This window comes from Speluncibacter jeojiensis, from assembly GCF_029589495.1.
Lineage (GTDB): Bacteria > Actinomycetota > Actinomycetes > Mycobacteriales > Mycobacteriaceae > Speluncibacter > Speluncibacter jeojiensis.
The window spans coordinates 1522036-1538488 of the sequence record NZ_JAAIVF010000001.1 but is presented as its reverse complement, the minus strand read 5'-3'; the positions used below and the strand labels follow the sequence as shown (position 1 = coordinate 1538488).

Genomic DNA, 16453 nt, shown 5'->3' with positions numbered 1-16453 from the left:
ACCTCCCCGAACTGCGCCCCGGGAGCGGATTCACTGACATCGCCGTCTCCTGGTCCCGGGGCGCACCCTTCCCTCGACCACTCCCCGAGGTTCATCACGCATGTTCGACAAAGTCCTCGTCGCCAACCGCGGCGAAATCGCGATCCGCGCATTCCGCGCCGCATACGAACTCGGCGCCGGCACGGTCGCGGTGTTCCCGTACGAAGACCGCAACTCGGCGCATCGCCTCAAGGCCGACGAGGCCTATCAGATCGGCGAGGTCGGCCATCCGGTGCGCTCCTACCTCTCGGTAGACGAAATCATCTCTACTGCAGAACAATCGGGCGCAGACGCGATCTATCCGGGCTACGGATTCCTGTCCGAGAACCCGGATCTGGCGGCGGCATGCGAGGAGCACGGCATCACGTTCGTCGGACCGTCCGCCGCAGTGCTCGAGGTGACCGGCAACAAAGCCCGCGCGATCGAGGCGGCGAAGGCGGCGGGTCTGCCGGTGCTCGCATCCTCGGAGCCCTCCGCCGACGTCGATGCGTTGCTCGCCGGCGCCGGGAGTCTCGAGTTCCCTGTGTTCGTCAAGGCCGTCGCCGGCGGTGGCGGGCGCGGCATGCGGCGGGTCGCCGAACCGGAGCAGTTGCGGGAGGCGATCGAGGCGGCATCGCGGGAAGCCGAGTCGGCGTTCGGGGACGCGACGGTGTTCCTCGAGCAGGCCGTCGTCGACCCGCGGCACATCGAGGTGCAGATCCTCGCCGACGGACACGGCAATGTCATCCACCTGTTCGAACGGGACTGCTCGGTGCAGCGTCGGCACCAGAAGGTGATCGAACTGGCACCGGCACCGAATCTCGCGCCGGACCTGCGCGATCGGATCTGCGCGGACGCAGTGGCCTTCGCGAAGCAGATCGGCTACCGCTGTGCCGGCACCGTCGAATTCCTCCTCGACACCCACGGCAATCATGTCTTCATCGAGATGAATCCGCGTATCCAGGTGGAGCACACGGTGACCGAGGAGATCACGGACGTCGACCTGGTGCAGGCACAGTTGCGGATCGCGGCGGGCGAGACCCTCACCGATCTCGGGCTCTCGCAGGACACGATCGCGATCCGCGGGGCGGCGCTGCAGTGCCGCATCACCACAGAGGACCCTGCCGACGGGTTCCGCCCCGACACCGGCCGCATCTCCGGATACCGCACCCCGGGTGGGGCGGGGGTGCGACTGGACGGCGGCGCCACCCTCGGCGCCGAGGTCGGTGCGCACTTCGATTCGATGCTCGTCAAGCTGACCTGCCGGGGACGCGATTTCCCGACCGCGGTCGCCCGCGCCCGCCGGGCGGTCACCGAGTTCCGCATCCGCGGTGTCGCTACGAACATCCCGTTCCTGCAGGCCGTGCTCGACGATCCGGAGTTTCGTGCCGGCGAGGTGACGACGTCGTTCATCGAGGAGCGGCCCAACCTCCTCGTCTCCCATCATTCGGCGGACCGCGGCACGAGGATCCTCGAGTATCTGGCGGATGTCACCGTCAACAAGCCGTACGGCGAACGTCCCACCTCGGTCCGGCCACGAACCAAACTGCCGCCGCTGGATCTGTCGGTCGCGGCGCCGGTGGGCTCCCGCGACCGGTTGCGCCGGTTGGGACCCGTCGGTTTCGCGGCAGCGCTGCGGGAGCAGAAGGCACTGGCGGTCACCGACACCACCTTCCGCGACGCACACCAGTCGTTGCTGGCCACCCGGGTGCGCACCTCCGGGTTGGTGGAGGTGGCACCGCATGTGGCCAGGATGACCCCGCAGTTGCTGTCGATCGAGGCGTGGGGCGGCGCCACTTACGATGTGGCGCTGCGCTTCCTGCGCGAGGATCCGTGGGACCGGCTCGCGGCGCTGCGCGAGTCCGTACCGAACATTTGCCTGCAGATGCTGCTGCGCGGGCGCAACACCGTCGGCTACACGCCCTACCCGGAGCAGGTGACGTGTGCGTTCGTGGAGGAGGCCACATCCACCGGCGTCGACATCTTCCGGATCTTCGACGCGCTCAACAACGTCGACCAGATGCGACCGGCGATCGACGCGGTCCGCGAAACCGGTACGACCGTCGCCGAGGTGGCCCTGTCCTACACCGGTGACCTCACGGATCCGAACGAGAAGCTCTACACACTCGACTATTACCTGCGGCTCGCCGAGCAGATCGTCGATGCGGGCGCCCACGTGCTGGCCATCAAGGACATGGCCGGGCTGCTCCGGGCGCCCGCGGCCACCACACTGGTGACAGCGTTGCGCGCCAACTTCGACCTGCCCGTGCACATCCACACCCACGACACCCCGGGCGGGCAGCTGGCCACGTACCTCGCCGCCTGGCAGGCAGGAGCGGACGCCGTCGACGGCGCCGCGGCGCCGCTGGCCGGTACCACCAGTCAGCCCGCGTTGTCGGCGATCGTCGCGGCGACCGCGCACGGCGACCGCGACACCGGGATCGACCTGCAGGCCGTGTGCGACCTCGAGCCGTACTGGGAGGCGCTGCGCAAGGTGTACGCGCCGTTCGAGTCCGGCATTCCGGCGCCCACCGGACGCGTCTACACCCACGAGATCCCGGGCGGGCAGTTGTCCAACCTGCGTCTGCAGGCCATCGCCCTCGGCCTCGGCGACCGCTTCGAGGAGGTCGAGGCCAGGTACACGGCTGCCGATCGCATGCTCGGACGCCTGATCAAGGTCACGCCGTCGTCGAAGGTCGTCGGCGACCTCGCGCTGCATCTGGTCGGCTCCAACGTCCTCGCCGACCACTTCGCGGCGGATCCGGCGACGTTCGACATCCCCGACTCGGTCGTCGGTTTCCTGCGCGGCGAACTCGGCACGCCAGCAGGTGGCTGGCCCGAGCCGTTCCGCAGCAAGGCCCTCGAGGGTCGCGGAGAGGCCAAGCCCGAGATCCCGCTGACCGCGGAGGACGAGAAGGGTCTGGCGGGCACGTCGAAGGAACGCCGGGCGACGCTCAACCGTCTGCTGTTTCCCGGCCCGACAAGGGAATTCAACGAGCATCGAATGAGGTTCGGCGACACGTCTCTGTTGTCGGCCGACCAGTTCCTGTACGGCCTGCACCGCGGCGAGGAGCACCGCGTCGCACTCGGCAGGGGCGTCGAACTGCTGATCGGACTCGAGGCGATCTCGGAACCCGATGACCGGGGCATGCGCACGGTCATGTGCATCCTCAACGGCCAGTTGCGACCGGTGCAGGTACGCGACCGGTCCATCGCTACCGACCACCCGGCCGCGGAAAGGGCCGATCGGGAGGATCCCGGCCACATCGCGGCACCGTTCACCGGAGCAGTCACCACGGTCGTCGAGGTCGGTGACGAGGTGGTGGCCGGCGAAACCGTCGCGACGATCGAGGCGATGAAGATGGAGGCCGCCATCACCGCCACCCGCTCCGGCACCGTCGCCCGTGTTGCCGTGCGGGGACCCCGCCAGGTCGAGGGCGGGGATCTGCTCGTGGTGGTGTCATGATCGGTGAGGCGCTGAATTCCTGCCGAATGACACAACGTCTGCGTTGGAGGAACAGATGAGAGCGAAGCAGATCACCACGAATCTGCCCGTCGCCGACCTCGAGGCGGCACGCAGCTTCTACACGGACTTCCTGGGGCTGCGCGACGAAGAGTTCAACCTGGGCTGGGTCGCCCGCTACACCGACCCGGACACCGGCGTGCACGTCCAACTCGTGACCCGCGACGCCACCGCTGCCGAGGACTCGGTGATCTCGGTGCATACCGACGACGTCGAGGCGGCGTACGCGGAAGCTCAGGAACGCGGCTACGAGATCGTGCACCCGCTCACCACCGAGGAGTGGGGGGTGCGCCGGTTCTTCGTTCGCGCACCCGACGGCAACGTCCTCAACATCGTGTCCCACCCGGACTGACTTTCACCCACCCACCGCCCCGAGATACGCGAGCACGGCGCGCACCCGCCGGTTCGCGTTTGCATCGTCGTGGATCCCGAGCTTGTCGAACATCGACGTCGTGTACTTGCCGATCGCACTGTCGCTGAGAAACAATCGGCCGGCGATGGCGGTGTTGGACAGGCCCTGTGCCATCAGTGCCAGCACCGAGCGTTCTCGTTCGGTCAGCCGATCCAGCTGTGCGCTCCGCGCCGGGCCGGCGAGCAGTTTGGCGATCACCGCGGGGTCCATCGCGGTTCCCCCGGCCGCCACCCGCTCGCACGCGTCGAGGAACTGATCGGCTTCGAATACACTGTCCTTGAGCAGATATCCCACGCCACCGGACGCATCCGCGAGCAACTCACGCGCATACAACTGCTCGACGTGCTGGGACAGGATCAGCACCGGCAGCCCGGGAAACTCCCGACGCGCCGCCAGGGCGGCCATCAACCCCTCATCGGTGTTCGTCGGCGGCATGCGCACGTCGACCACCGCGATATCCGGACGCCGACTCAACAGCACGTCGAGGGTGTCCGGACCGGTGCCCGCGGTCGCGACCACCTCGTGTCCGTACGCCTCGAGCAGGCGGACGATGCCGTCCCGCAACAGGTACAGGTCCTCGGCCACTACTATCCGCAGGGCACAACCATTCTCACGCTCGTCGGGCCGCCGGCCGGACTGTCGACCGTCAGGGCGCCGTCGAAGACGGCGAGCCGGCCGCGGATACCGTCCAGCCCGCCGCCGGGCGTCGACGCCGCCCCGCCCGGACCGTCGTCCCGAACCTCGACCACCACCCGGTGACCGTCCCTTGCGATGTGCACGTCGACGCGCGCCGATCCGGCGTGCTTACCGACGTTGGCCAGCAACTCTGCGACGCTGAAGTACAGCGCCGAGGCGATCGGGTGTTCCAGCTGCACAGCCTCTTCGGCGGCCACCGTCACCTCCGAGGCGCTGTCCAGCGCGAGCGCCCGCACCGCGTCGACCAGACCCCGCTCGACCAGCACTGGCGGATTCACCCCACGCACGAGGTCGCGCAGTTCCGCCAGCGACGTGGAGGTTGCCTCGCGTGCCTCACGAACCAGCACGCGAGCCCGTTCGGGGTCGCTGTCCATGAGCCGCTCCGCCGTCGCCAGCGACAGGCCGACCGCCACCAGCCGGGCCTGCGCCCCGTCGTGCAGGCTGCGCTCGATCCGCCGGATCTCCGCCGCCTGCGCGGCTGTGGCATCGGCACGCTGCTCGGTCAACTCCTGTACCCGTTCGGCCATGTCGGTGGCCTCCGGCGCGCGCAGGTGACGGGCCGCGACCGGCGGAGCCACCCTCCAAACATGTCGCGACACCACGGCCGCCACCAGGACCAGCACGACGCCGACCACGACGGTGCCGACACCCGGATACGCGAAGGCGAATCCCGCACCCACCAGGGCCACGACCGGGACGGCGCACAGCGGACCGACGGTAACCGCCGCCACGCCCAACCAGCGCACGTCGCGCCAGTAGGCCGGGTCGCGGAACCAGGTGCGCATCCGCTGATCCCGCTCGGCGTCGCGCCGGCTGCGCTCATAGGTGTGACCGTTCCACCAGTAGCCGGTCGACATCTCGGTGATCGGCGCCGCGACCCGGTAGCCGGACTCGATGCGGATGCCGCTCCACCGCTGCGCCAGACGCCGGAAGAGCCCGGCGATCGGGGAGGCGAGGGCGAAGGTCCACACCGCCGCGAGGATCACCGGTGCGATCCACGTCCACGGCGCGCGCCACCACAGCGCGAGGAGCACCACCGCTGCCCAGACGGCCGGCACCGCCAGGCTCGCCGCGGCGAATACCGTCGACCGCACCAAACCGGTTCCGCTCGCGCGCAATCCGTGCCTCGGTAGGGTCGTCCGTTCACTCATTTCTGTTCCGCCTTCATCTCGTGGCGCTGCGTGGACGAGCGCCTGCTCGATTCCAGGTTGCCGAGACGAGCTCCCGCTGAACAGGGACTACGGACGAAAGTGGGCCTGTCCCCACCGGTTCGTGGGGGCAGGCCCATCTGGGCAGCTACCGGTTGAGCGGGCTGTAGAAGACCAGGCCGTTGCCCTTGTTGTCGTAGACCACGGCGCGCCGCTCGTGTGCGTCGTCGTACGGGCCCTTGACGATGCCGCCGCCGCTGTCCTCGATGGCCTTCGCTGCAGCGTCGACGTCGGCGGTCTTGATCCCGACGACGACCTGACCGTGGATCGGGTGGTCGACCGCGGTGGCCAGCGCGAGCGTGACGGCGCCGCCGTCGAGGGCCGCGAAATGGGTGCCGTCGCGGAACTTCAGCGGCATGCCGAGGGTTTCGCTGTAGAACTCGATCGACGCGTCGAGATCATCGGTCGACAGGACGATCATCTTGACTTCGTAGTCGCTCACGTGTGCCTCCGTATCTGGATCCCCACTCGCACAACCGATCGTCGTGCGCTCGAAGCCAGCGTAGTGAAGGTCAGCAGTTCCTCGTGGCGAAGTACATGTCCGCGGGATCGAGCAGGACGCCGAAGTACCGGCAGTTGCCGGGCTTCGCGGCGGCGACAGCGGAGGCCCTGTTCAGCGCGTCTGCCGCGGCGTTGAGACCGTCCTCGAATCAGTGGATGGGTGTGGTGAGGTCGGCCCGGTTCAGCGCCTGCGGGACTCCGGAGTTCTGGGAGGCGACGCCGAGGTTGTGGTCGAAGCGCAGGCTGTGCAGGACCATGGCATCGGAGGGGATCTGCTGCGGAGGCTGGTTCATCTTCGCGTTGGCGAGCCCGGGCTGGGCGAGCAGCGCGATGGTGGCGGCACCCGCGACGGCGACGGCGGTTCTGGCGACGACTCGTTTCATGACACTGACCTTCTTGCGGTCGACAGACACCACACCCCCTGGAATGCGGTCGGTTGACCGACAGTCAACAGCGCGAGAATAACGTATGCGGGACAAGCGGGACTCACCGTGCTATGAGCACTTTGACCGTCAGCCCGACGTGCCGCCGTAGAGCGCACGGGCGTTTCCCGACAGGATCCGTGCACGGTCGGATTCGTCGAGTCGCGAGCCGCGCACATAGTCGAAGGCCCGGACGTACTTGTCCCGCTGGAAGTACGGGTGGTCGGAGCCGGCCATCACCCGGGAGACGCCGAATGTCTCCGCCGCCAGCCGCAGCGACGGCTCGTGGAAGTTGGCCGCATCGAACCACATTCGCCGCAGCGACGCTCCCGGTGACGACACGAACGCACCCCAGTCCTCGTAATTGTCCTCGATCCGCTGGGCGAGGAACGGCAGATCCCCGCCGAGATGCGCGATGTGGAAACGAATCGACGGAAAACGTCCCGGAACATCCGCTTTCAGCAGGTGCAGCACCGCGATGGCGTCCTCGACGGGCGCGCCGTTGACCCACGCCAGCCCGGCGTCGGCGATCAGGTGGGAGCAGGCGCCCGATCCGGTCGGGTGAATGTTCACGACCGTCCGTTGCGCCTCGAGTTCCGCCCAGATCGGGTCCAGCCTCGGGTCCGATAGGGTGGCGCCGTCCGGGAACACCGTCGGGATGGTGATGCCGACGAATCCCGGTGCAATGAGCACCCGCCGCACTTCGGCGATCGACTCCTCGGCGTGCGGCAGCGGCAGGCTGCCGTACGCGAGGAAGCGCCCTGGGTAGCGGTCGAGCAGTACCGCGTATTCGTCGTTGACGAGGCGAGTGGCCTCGGCGGCACCCGCGGCGGGTCCGTAAGCGCCCTGCGGCATGGCGGAGAGCACCTGCGTCTCGACGTTCGCGGTGTCCATCCAGCGCAGACGTTCACCCATGTCCTCAGGCGTCGAGTCCGCGCCGAGACCGCGCGCGATCTTCGTGGTCGCCGGGTCCACGCCGAGCGCCTCGATGCGGTCAAGGTGGGTGGCCGGGTAGACGTGGGCGTGGGTGTCGATCGCGCGGTCGGGTGCGGCACTCATGCCTGGGATACTGCCGCGCGGCGTCGGCCGCGGTTGGGGATCGGGCACATTCCGGTGACTGAACAGACGACTCGGGTCGGCCGTTTCACGTGAAACGGCCGACCCGAGTCGGTGTGACGTCGATGGTGGAGCCAAGGGGAATCGAACCCCTAACCCCTGCCTTGCAAAGGCAGTGCTCTGCCAATTGAGCTATGGCCCCGAGATTGTTGTGCTGAACAGCTTACAGCTGGTGCCAGACTTCTCTGCGCGAGCTGAGCGTGAGAATACCGATCCCGGCTGCAACCACAGCGCCGGCAATCAGGAGCAACCGCACGTCGGTCATCCCTTCGTCGGCGTGGGAGTGGGCCTAGGAGGACTTGAACCTCCGACCTCTTCGTTATCAGCGAAGCGCTCTAACCGCCTGAGCTATAGGCCCTCGAACCGAGTCCAGACACTACCGCAGCGACCGGCGACATCCCAAATCGGGGTGGTCGACCGGATCGCTGCGGCCGTCGGACTGCGTCAATCGCGGTCCGCGAGCGTCACCTCGACGCCGCCGACCATGTCGGAACAGATGTTGTAGATGAACGCCCCGACCGTGGCCAGCGCGGTGAACAACACGATGTTGACGATGCCGATGATCGCGGCGACACCGAAGACCTGACCCGGGCCGATCAGCGTGGAACTGCCGTCGGTGTTGGACATGATGTCGGTGACACCGGTGTTCAGCCGGTCCCAGACGCCCATCCCGTCGAGCACCAGATACAGGATGCCCACGGCGACCATCCACACGAAGAACAACGAGATCGAGATCAGCAGCGACATCTTGAGCATCGACCAGGGGTCGATCTTGCGCAGCTGCATGCTCGCCCGCAGCGGTCCGCGGCTGCGTCTCGGCCCCACGGTGACCGCGGGACGCTTGCGGCCGGCGGTGGCCTCGGCGAGGTCGCGGCTGGTCTCCAGATCGGCCGGCATCGGGTGCTTGACCGCCGACAGGTCGGGCATCTCGTTGTTCTGCTTCTTGCGCGCAATGTTCGTCGTCGGTGCGTCGATCGAGGCGGCGCGCGGATTGTCCCGCTTGGTCTGCACGGTCGGCTCGGCCCCGGCCTGGCCCGCGCCACTCGGCGGCGGGGTCTGCTTGGGGGCGGCCGTGCCGGTGACGACCGGGCGTTTGGACGTCGACACGGACGGGGTGGACGCCGGCGCGGCCGGGGTTTGACCGGCCGCCGTCTGAGCGCGCTGCCACGGCGGCTTCTGACCGACGCCGTTCTGTGTCGGAGCCGCCTCGCCGGGGTTGCCCTGCGCCGGCTTGCCCTGGGCCGGTGCACCTTGCGCCGGTCCACCCTGGGTGGGCTTGTGCTCGGCGGGCTTGTCCTGCGCGGCCGCGGCCGACGAACCGTTGACGGCGCCGGTCGAGCCCGGCGCCTTCCCGTTGCCCGCCGCCGACGCCTTCCCGTTGACGGGAGCAGCGCCGTTGACCGGGGCCGCACCATTCACCGGCTTGCCGTTGACGGCGTCGGAGACGGTGGCCTGGGCAGGCGCCGATGCGCCGGCCGGCGCATCCTCCGGCGTTGCGCCGTTCGGCGCGGGTCCGCCACCCGGCGGTGTGGGAGTGCTCACTAGGACTCCTTCGCAGCGTCGGTACCGGCGGAGTCGCCGGCGTCCTCGGGCTCATCGGCATTACGCGCGATCGCCAGCAGCGTGTCACCCTCGGCCAGGTTCATCAAGCGGACACCCTTGGTCTGGCGTCCCGCCTTGCGAACCTGCTTGGCGGTCGTGCGGATGACGCCGCCACTCGACGTGATCGCGTAGAGCTCGTCATCGTCGGTGACCATGACGGCCCCCACCAGGCTGCCACGCTTCGGGTCGTACTGGATGGTCAGCACGCCCTTGCCGCCGCGGCCCTGGACCGGGTAGTCCTCCAGCGGGGTGCGCTTGGCGTAGCCGCCGGACGTGGCGACCAGCAGGTAGTCGCCGCGGCTGACCACGCTCATCGACAGCAGCGCGTCGTCGCCGTTGAACCGCATGCCCTGCACGCCAGAGGTGGCACGGCCCATCGGGCGCAGCGCCTCGTCGGTGGCGGAGAACCGGATCGACTGGCCCTGCTCCGAGACCAGCAGCAGGTCGTCCTCGGCGGAGCACAGCCGGGCCCCGACCACCTCGTCCTCGCCGCGCAGGTTGATCGCGACCAGGCCGCCGCTGCGGTTCGAGTCGAAATCGGTCAGCTTCGACTTCTTGACCAGGCCGCCCTTGGTGGCGAGCACCAGGTACGGCTGGTCCTCGTAGGACTTGATGTGGATGACGCCCTGGATCTTCTCCTCGGGCTGGAAGGCCAGCAGGTTCGCCACGTGCTGACCGCGCGCGGTGCGGTTGGCCTCGGGCAGCTCATACGCCTTGAGCCGGTAAACGCGGCCCTTGGTGGTGAAGAACAGCAGCCAGTCGTGCGTCGAGCAGACGAAGAAGTTGTCGACGATGTCGTCCTGCTTGAGATCGGCGCCCTTGACGCCCTTGCCGCCGCGCTTCTGCGACCGGTACAGGTCGGTCTTGGTGCGCTTGGCGTAGCCGGTCTCGGTGATGGTGACGACGACGTCCTCGCGTGCGATGAGATCCTCGTCGGTGACGTCGCCGTCCGCCGCGATGATCCGGGTGCGCCGGTCGTCGCCGTACTTCTCGGCGATCTCGGTGAGCTCGTCCTTGACGATCTGGCGCTGCCGCTCCGGCTTCTCCAGGATGTCCTTGAGGTCGGCGATCTCGAGTTCGATCTCGGCGAGTTCGTCGACGATCTTCTGACGTTCGAGGGCGGCGAGCCGGCGCAGCTGCATCGCGAGGATCGCGTCGGCCTGGATCTCGTCGACGTCGAGCAGGCTGATCAGGCCGCTACGGGCCTCGTCGACGGTCGGCGACCGGCGGATCAGCGCGATGACCTCGTCGAGCGCGTCGAGCGCCTTGACCAGACCACGCAGGATGTGGGCGCGCTCCTCGGCCTTGCGCAGGCGGTAACGAGTACGCCGAACGATGACGTCGAGCTGGTGGGCCACGTACAGCCGGAGCATCTGGTCGAGCCGGAGCGTGCGCGGCACACCCTCGACGATCGACAGCATGTTGGCACCGAAGCTGGTCTGCAGCTGGCTGTGCTTGTAGAGGTTGTTCAGCACGACCTTGGCGACCGCGTCGCGCTTGATCACGACCACGATGCGCATGCCGACGCGGTCGGACGACTGGTCCTCGATCTTGGAGATGCCGGCGATCTTGCCGTCGCGCACCTGCTCGGCGATCGAGGTGATCAGGTTGTCCGGGTTGACCTGGTAGGGCAACTCGGTGATGACGATCTGGGTGGCACCCTTGTCCGCCTCCTCGATCTCGACCACGCCGCGCATGCGGATCGAGCCGCGACCGGTCGAGTACGCGTCGGCGATGCCCTGGCTGCCGACGATCAGGCCCGAGGTCGGGAAGTCCGGCCCCTTGACCCGCTCCATCACCGCGGCCAGCGTCGTTTCCTCGTCGGCCTCGTAGTTGTCGAGGCACCAGTACACCGCTTCGGCGAGTTCACGCAGGTTGTGCGGCGGGATGTTGGTGGCCATGCCGACCGCGATGCCGTTGGACCCGTTGGCCAGCAGGTTCGGGAACCGGCTGGGCAGGACCGTCGGCTCCTGGGTCTTGCCGTCGTAGTTCGGGATGAAGTCGACGGTCTCCTCGTCGATCTCCCGCAGCATCTCCATGGCCAGCGGCGTCAGCCGGGCCTCGGTGTATCGCATGGCGGCGGCCGGGTCGTTGCCGGGCGAGCCGAAGTTGCCCTGCCCGTCGACCAGCGGGTAGCGCAGCGACCAGGGCTGCGCCATGCGCACCAGCGTGTCGTAGATCGACGAGTCGCCGTGCGGATGATAGTTACCCATGGTCTCGGCGACCGAGCGGGCAGACTTCACGTAGCCGCGGTCGGGGCGGAAACCGGAGTCGTACATCGCGTACAGCACCCGCCGGTGTACCGGCTTGAGCCCGTCGCGGACCTCCGGCAGCGCCCGGCCGACGATCACACTCATCGCGTAGTCGATGTAGCTGCGCTGCATCTCTTGCTGGATGTCGACCGGTTCGATCCGATCGTGCGATCCCTCGGTTCCCTCCGGGGGCAGCGTGGTGTCGGTCATGGGCTCCTCTTCTGTCCGGCCAGACGCCCGCAGAGCGCGCCACTGCACGCCACGCGAACCTCACGCAACCGCCCAAGTCTATAGGCGCAGGTCAGTTGAGTCAGGTAGCAGCGCCGCGACGGATGCCGATTGGTTACCTTCGGCAAAGAGGGACGGCGCCCGCGGGAACACACGATCTTTCCCAAGACTGTGCACAACTCTGTGGATCAATCGGTCAACTGTGCTGCACCACAACGATCTTGTGAACGACGCCATCGGTCCGAACGCCCGTACCGACTCCGCGACGATCGTCTGATCGATATCGGATCCGCCTGCGACAGTGACGGATTCGTGGATGCCGAGGCGACGGTCGCGAATCACGCGGTACACGCGCGGTGTTCGGCCCGGCGGATCCGACCGACCCTGGAGACGACGGTGCACCGGCACCCTCGAGGCTGCCGGCGCACCGTTGGCGTTCGGGACTACACGTCCAGGAAGCGCACGTCCTTGGCGTTGCGGGTGATGAAGCTGCGCCGCGCCTCGACGTCCTCACCCATGAGCACGCTGAAGAGTTCGTCCGCGGCCGCCGCGTCGTCCAGGGTGACCTGGCGCAGCACGCGCACGCTCGGATCCATGGTGGTCTCCCACAGCTCCTTCGCGTCCATCTCGCCGAGACCCTTGTAGCGCTGGATGCCGTCGTCCTTGTTGATCTTCTTTCCGGACGCGAGCCCCGCCTCGAGCAGGCCGTCGCGCTCCCTGTCGGAGTAGGCGAAGTCCGGCGCGAGACCGCGCTGCCACTTGAGCTTGTACAGCGGCGGCTGCGCGAGGAAGACGTGACCGTGCTCGATGAGCGGGCGCATGAACCGGAACAGCAGCGTCATCAGCAGCGTGGAGATGTGCTGGCCGTCGACGTCGGCGTCGGCCATCAGCACGATCTTGTGGTAGCGCAGCTTGGCGATGTCGAACTCGTCGTGGATGCCGGTGCCCAGCGCGGTGATGATCGTCTGGACCTCGTTGTTCTTGAGCACGCGGTCGATGCGGGCCTTCTCGACGTTGATGATCTTGCCGCGCAGCGGCAGGATCGCCTGGAACATCGAGTCGCGGCCGGACTTCGCGGAGCCACCGGCCGAGTCGCCCTCGACGATGTAGACCTCGCACTTGCTCGGGTCGTTCGACCGGCAATCCGCAAGCTTGCCGGGCAGACCGCCGATGTCGGTGGCGCTCTTGCGGCGGACCAGTTCGCGCGCCTTGCGGGCGGCGGTACGGGCCTGCGCCGAGGAGACGGCCTTGGTGACGATCGTCTTCGCCTCGGCCGGGTTCGACTCGAACCAGTGCGACATGTGCTCGTTGCAGGTCTTCTGGACGAACGACTTGACCTCGGTGTTGCCGAGCTTGGTCTTGGTCTGCCCCTCGAACTGCGGATCGGCGACCTTCACCGAGATCACCGCGGCCAGGCCCTCGCGGATGTCGTCACCGGACAGCTCCGGATCCTTGTCCTTGACCAGCTTCTTGTCCTTGGCGTACTTCTTCACCACCGAGGTCAGCGCCGCACGGAAGCCCTCCTCGTGCGTGCCGCCCTCGTGGGTGTTGATGGTGTTCGCGAAGGTGTGCACCGACTCGGAGTAGCCGGAGTTCCACTGCATCGCGATCTCGACCTCGTGGCCGGTGCCCTTGCCGGTGAACGCGATGATCGAGTTGTGGATCGACTGCTTGGTCCGGTTGATGTGCTTGACGTAGTCCTCGAGCCCGCCCGGGTAGTAGTAGACGCGCTGCTTGGTCTTCGGCTTGACGGCCTGCTCGACCGCCTCGGCCTCCTCCTCGGCCGCGGTCTTCGGCGCCTCGGCGAGCTCGCTGACGACCTCGTCGGTGACCTCGTCGCGGCTGACCCGCTGATCGGTGAGGGTGATGGTCAGGCCCTTGTTGAGGAAGGCCATCTCCTGCAGCCGGCGGGAGATCGTCTCGAAGTCGAAGACGGTGGTCTCGAAGATCGCCGGATCCGGCCAGAACCGGACGGTGGTGCCGGTGCGGTCGGACTCGCCCGTCTCGTTGAGCGGCCCGGGCTTGGCGTTGTCGTAGTCCTGCATGTAGTGCTTGCCGACCCGGTCGATCTCCAGCTGCACGCGGGTGGACAGCGCGTTGACCACGGAGATGCCGACTCCGTGCAGACCACCGGAGACCGCGTACGAGTCGGAGTCGAACTTTCCGCCCGCGTGCAGCTGGGTCATGATGACCTCGACTGCGGGGACGCCGGTCGCGTGCATCCCGACCGGCATGCCGCGGCCGTCGTCCACGACCTCCACTCCGCCGTCGGCCAGGATGGTGACGTCGACACGCGTCGCGTAGCCGGCCATCGCCTCGTCGACCGAGTTGTCGACGACCTCCCAGACCAGGTGGTGCAGACCGCGTTCACCGGTGGAACCGATGTACATGCCGGGCCGTTTACGGACGGCCTCGAGACCCTCGAGCACGGTGATGGAGGAAGCTCCGTACCCGCTCTCGTCTCCGCTCTTCTTACCTTGGTTCTGGGCAGCCACGAGTGGGTAGCTCTCCTTTGTTATCGGGGACCGCGCCGACCTGCATGGACGGTGCGACCGAAGTTCCGGACCAGTCTACTGGTAGAGGCATACCAGAGGGCTGCTATGACACCCCTGACGTCGCCGTGGACGCACTAACTCGACGACAACCCTCGCCGCACGCCCGCAAGGGGTCCCGGTCGCTCAGCCGTAGGTGTCGCGGGGTCCCCGGCCCTTGATGTGCCGCTCACCCTTGTGCCAGCTCGGCGCGGTCGGACCGGTGATCCGCAACGAGGTGACCACGCCGTCGCCGACCGCACGCGCGATCTTCGCCAGGATCTGCGCCTGCATCATGCGCAGCTGCGTGGCCCAGGCGGTCGACTTGGCGGAGACGTGCAGCACCCCGTCGCGCAGCGCGGTGGGTTCCGCATGGGAGGCGATGTCCTCGCCGACAACGTGGGGCCACCGGCCCAGGACCACGCCCGCGGACACCTTCGGCGCCCAGCCGCGCCGCTGCGCCACCGAGGAGGTCAGCGCCCCCAGCGCCTGCGGATCTCGTTCGTCGGGCCCGGACCCCGACCAGCGGGTGCGGCGCCGTGCGGTCAGCCGGGGTGCGGTCGATCGTTGCGGGCTCGAACGGCCCTGGCCGACCGACTTGCCCTTGGCCTTCGCCGCGGCGCGAGCCTCCTCGAGCGCGCGCCGGGCCAGGTCGATACCGCGCAACTCCGGTTCGGGTTGCGAGTCGGGGGTGGTGGGATCCCCCGGTGCAGGGGGTTCGTCGGCGGTCATCGCGGCTGATCCTCGTCGAAGGACGTCAGCTGCGAGTGGCGGTCCGCTTCGTCCTCGACGGTGCGAACCGAGAACCGGGTCGACTCCAGCTCGGCGGGGACGTCCTCGGGCACCGCCGCGGTGATCAGCACCTGTTCGGCTTCGGCGGCGACGGCGGCGAGGGCGGTGCGCCGGCGGCGGTCGAGTTCGGCGAACACGTCGTCGAGCATGAGGATCGGTTCGGTGCCGTCGGCACGCAGCAGCCGGTAGCCGGCCAGCCGCAGTGCCAACGCGTACGACCACGACTCGCCGTGGCTGGCGTAGCCCTTGGCCGGGTGCGCGCCCAGCCGCAGCTCCACGTCGTCGCGATGCGGCCCCAGCAGGCACACACCCCTGGCGATCTCCTTCGGCCGAACCTGGGCCAGTTCACGCAACAACAGTGCCTCGAGCAACTCCGTGTCGGCATGATCATTGTGCTGCAACGGATCCGAGTACTCAATGGGCAGAGCATCACCGAGACTGCTGCGATAGAAAATCGAAACTGGTTGGGACTCAGGAGCTATCGATCGGTAGGACTCCGTGACGTACGGAGCCAGGTCGGCGAGCAGATCGATTCTTGCCGCCAGCAACTGGGCACCGAACTGTGCGAGCTGACCGTCCCAGACATCAAGGGTGGCAAGAGCACTCATGCCGTCTGCGGAGTGTTCGCGACGCATCGACCCGCCCGCCGATTTGAGCAGCGCCGCCCTCTGTCGCAGCACCCGGTCGTAGTCGGCACGTACGGCGGCCATGCGAGGGATTCTCGAGGAAAGCAGGTCGTCGAGGTAGCGGCGCCGATCACCGGGGTCGCCGCGAACCAGCGAGAGGTCCTCGGGTGCGAACAGCACACTGCGTACGATTCCGAGGATCTCTCGGGGACGCCGTACCGGCGATTGATTGATGTTGGCGCGGTTGGGTTTTCCAGCGATCAGCTCGACATCGACGGTCAGTTCTCGTCCGGCGTTCACCGCGACTGCGGTGATCTTCGTGCTCGCGGCACCGAGTCGGATCAGTGGTTGGTCCGATGCGACCCGGTGCGAGGAGAGCGTGGACAGGTAGTACAGCGCTTCGAGCAGGTTCGTCTTGCCGCGGCCGTTGGAGCCGAGGAACACAGCCGGTCCCGGTGCCAGATCGATGTCGATCTGAGGCCAAGATCTGAAGTCCCGCAACGCGAGTCGTCGAACGAACACTTTC

General features: G+C 67.8%; 12 protein-coding genes and 2 tRNA genes. 2 read left to right on the top strand and 12 right to left on the bottom strand.

Annotated elements, in window-relative coordinates; genetic code table 11:
• Nucleotides 1-100: 100 nt before the first annotated feature.
• Together G4X40_RS06820 and G4X40_RS06815 are read left to right on the top strand one after the other, a co-directional pair.
• A complete protein-coding gene (locus G4X40_RS06820) occupies nt 101-3484 on the top strand; it encodes a pyruvate carboxylase (RefSeq protein ID WP_277831063.1) in 3384 nt (1127 codons plus the stop codon).
• Between the two features lie 55 nt (nt 3485-3539).
• The gene (locus G4X40_RS06815) at nt 3540-3893 is read left to right on the top strand and encodes a VOC family protein (protein ID WP_277831062.1); all 354 of its coding nucleotides are present in this window, start codon (nt 3540-3542) and stop codon (nt 3891-3893) included.
• 3 nt (nt 3894-3896) lie between these two features.
• On the opposite strand, the gene G4X40_RS06810 is transcribed toward G4X40_RS06815, so the two are convergent.
• The 12 genes from G4X40_RS06810 to recF all read right to left on the bottom strand — a co-directional run bounded on the left by G4X40_RS06810 (nt 3897) and on the right by recF (nt 16449).
• Nucleotides 3897-4538, bottom strand: coding sequence for a LuxR C-terminal-related transcriptional regulator (locus tag G4X40_RS06810; RefSeq protein ID WP_456299993.1), 642 nt, complete (start codon nt 4536-4538; stop codon nt 3897-3899).
• 2 nt (nt 4539-4540) lie between these two features.
• The gene (locus G4X40_RS06805) at nt 4541-5743 is read right to left on the bottom strand and encodes a sensor histidine kinase (RefSeq protein WP_277831061.1); all 1203 of its coding nucleotides are present in this window, start codon (nt 5741-5743) and stop codon (nt 4541-4543) included.
• A 202-nt stretch (nt 5744-5945) separates the two neighbouring features.
• Nucleotides 5946-6299, bottom strand: a complete 354-nt coding sequence (locus tag G4X40_RS06800; RefSeq protein WP_277831059.1) for a VOC family protein — start codon at nt 6297-6299, stop codon at nt 5946-5948.
• A 208-nt stretch (nt 6300-6507) separates the two neighbouring features.
• Entirely contained in the window at nt 6508-6741 is a 234-nt protein-coding gene (locus tag G4X40_RS06795) for a hypothetical protein (protein WP_277831057.1), read from the bottom strand.
• A 129-nt stretch (nt 6742-6870) separates the two neighbouring features.
• Entirely contained in the window at nt 6871-7839 is a 969-nt protein-coding gene (locus G4X40_RS06790; protein WP_277831056.1) for an amidohydrolase family protein, read from the bottom strand.
• A gap of 123 nt (nt 7840-7962) precedes the next feature.
• Nucleotides 7963-8038, bottom strand: a tRNA-Ala gene (locus G4X40_RS06785).
• Between the two features lie 142 nt (nt 8039-8180).
• Nucleotides 8181-8254: transfer RNA gene (locus G4X40_RS06780), tRNA-Ile, on the bottom strand.
• 86 nt (nt 8255-8340) lie between these two features.
• Nucleotides 8341-9438, bottom strand: a complete 1098-nt coding sequence (locus tag G4X40_RS06775; protein ID WP_277831055.1) for a DUF3566 domain-containing protein — start codon at nt 9436-9438, stop codon at nt 8341-8343.
• Complete coding sequence (gene gyrA / locus G4X40_RS06770; RefSeq protein WP_277831053.1) at nt 9438-11960, bottom strand: DNA gyrase subunit A; 2523 nt, start codon at nt 11958-11960, stop codon at nt 9438-9440. The genes G4X40_RS06775 and gyrA overlap by 1 nt, the downstream gene beginning before the upstream one ends.
• Before the next feature lie 461 nt (nt 11961-12421).
• Nucleotides 12422-14473, bottom strand: a complete 2052-nt coding sequence (gyrB, locus tag G4X40_RS06765) for a DNA topoisomerase (ATP-hydrolyzing) subunit B (RefSeq protein ID WP_277831051.1) — start codon at nt 14471-14473, stop codon at nt 12422-12424.
• 183 nt (nt 14474-14656) lie between these two features.
• Complete coding sequence (locus G4X40_RS06760) at nt 14657-15241, bottom strand: DUF721 family protein (protein WP_277831049.1); 585 nt, start codon at nt 15239-15241, stop codon at nt 14657-14659.
• Nucleotides 15238-16449 (bottom strand): DNA replication/repair protein RecF, encoded by a 1212-nt coding sequence (gene recF, locus G4X40_RS06755; protein WP_277831047.1) that lies wholly within the window; start codon nt 16447-16449, stop codon nt 15238-15240. Before recF ends, G4X40_RS06760 begins: the two co-directional genes overlap by 4 nt.
• Nucleotides 16450-16453: the final 4 nt, after the last annotated feature.

Excerpts from the sequence above, each read along its gene's own strand:
- G4X40_RS06760 (WP_277831049.1), bottom strand. The coding sequence starts at position 15,241 with ATGACCGCCGACGAACCCCCTGCACCGGGGGATCCCACCACCCCCGAC.
- G4X40_RS06815 (WP_277831062.1), top strand. The coding sequence starts at position 3,540 with ATGAGAGCGAAGCAGATCACCACGAATCTGCCCGTCGCCGACCTCGAG.
- G4X40_RS06790 (WP_277831056.1), bottom strand. The coding sequence starts at position 7,839 with ATGAGTGCCGCACCCGACCGCGCGATCGACACCCACGCCCACGTCTAC.
- gyrA (WP_277831053.1), bottom strand. The coding sequence starts at position 11,960 with ATGACCGACACCACGCTGCCCCCGGAGGGAACCGAGGGATCGCACGAT.
- G4X40_RS06820 (WP_277831063.1), top strand. The coding sequence starts at position 101 with ATGTTCGACAAAGTCCTCGTCGCCAACCGCGGCGAAATCGCGATCCGC.
- G4X40_RS06795 (WP_277831057.1), bottom strand. The coding sequence starts at position 6,741 with ATGAAACGAGTCGTCGCCAGAACCGCCGTCGCCGTCGCGGGTGCCGCC.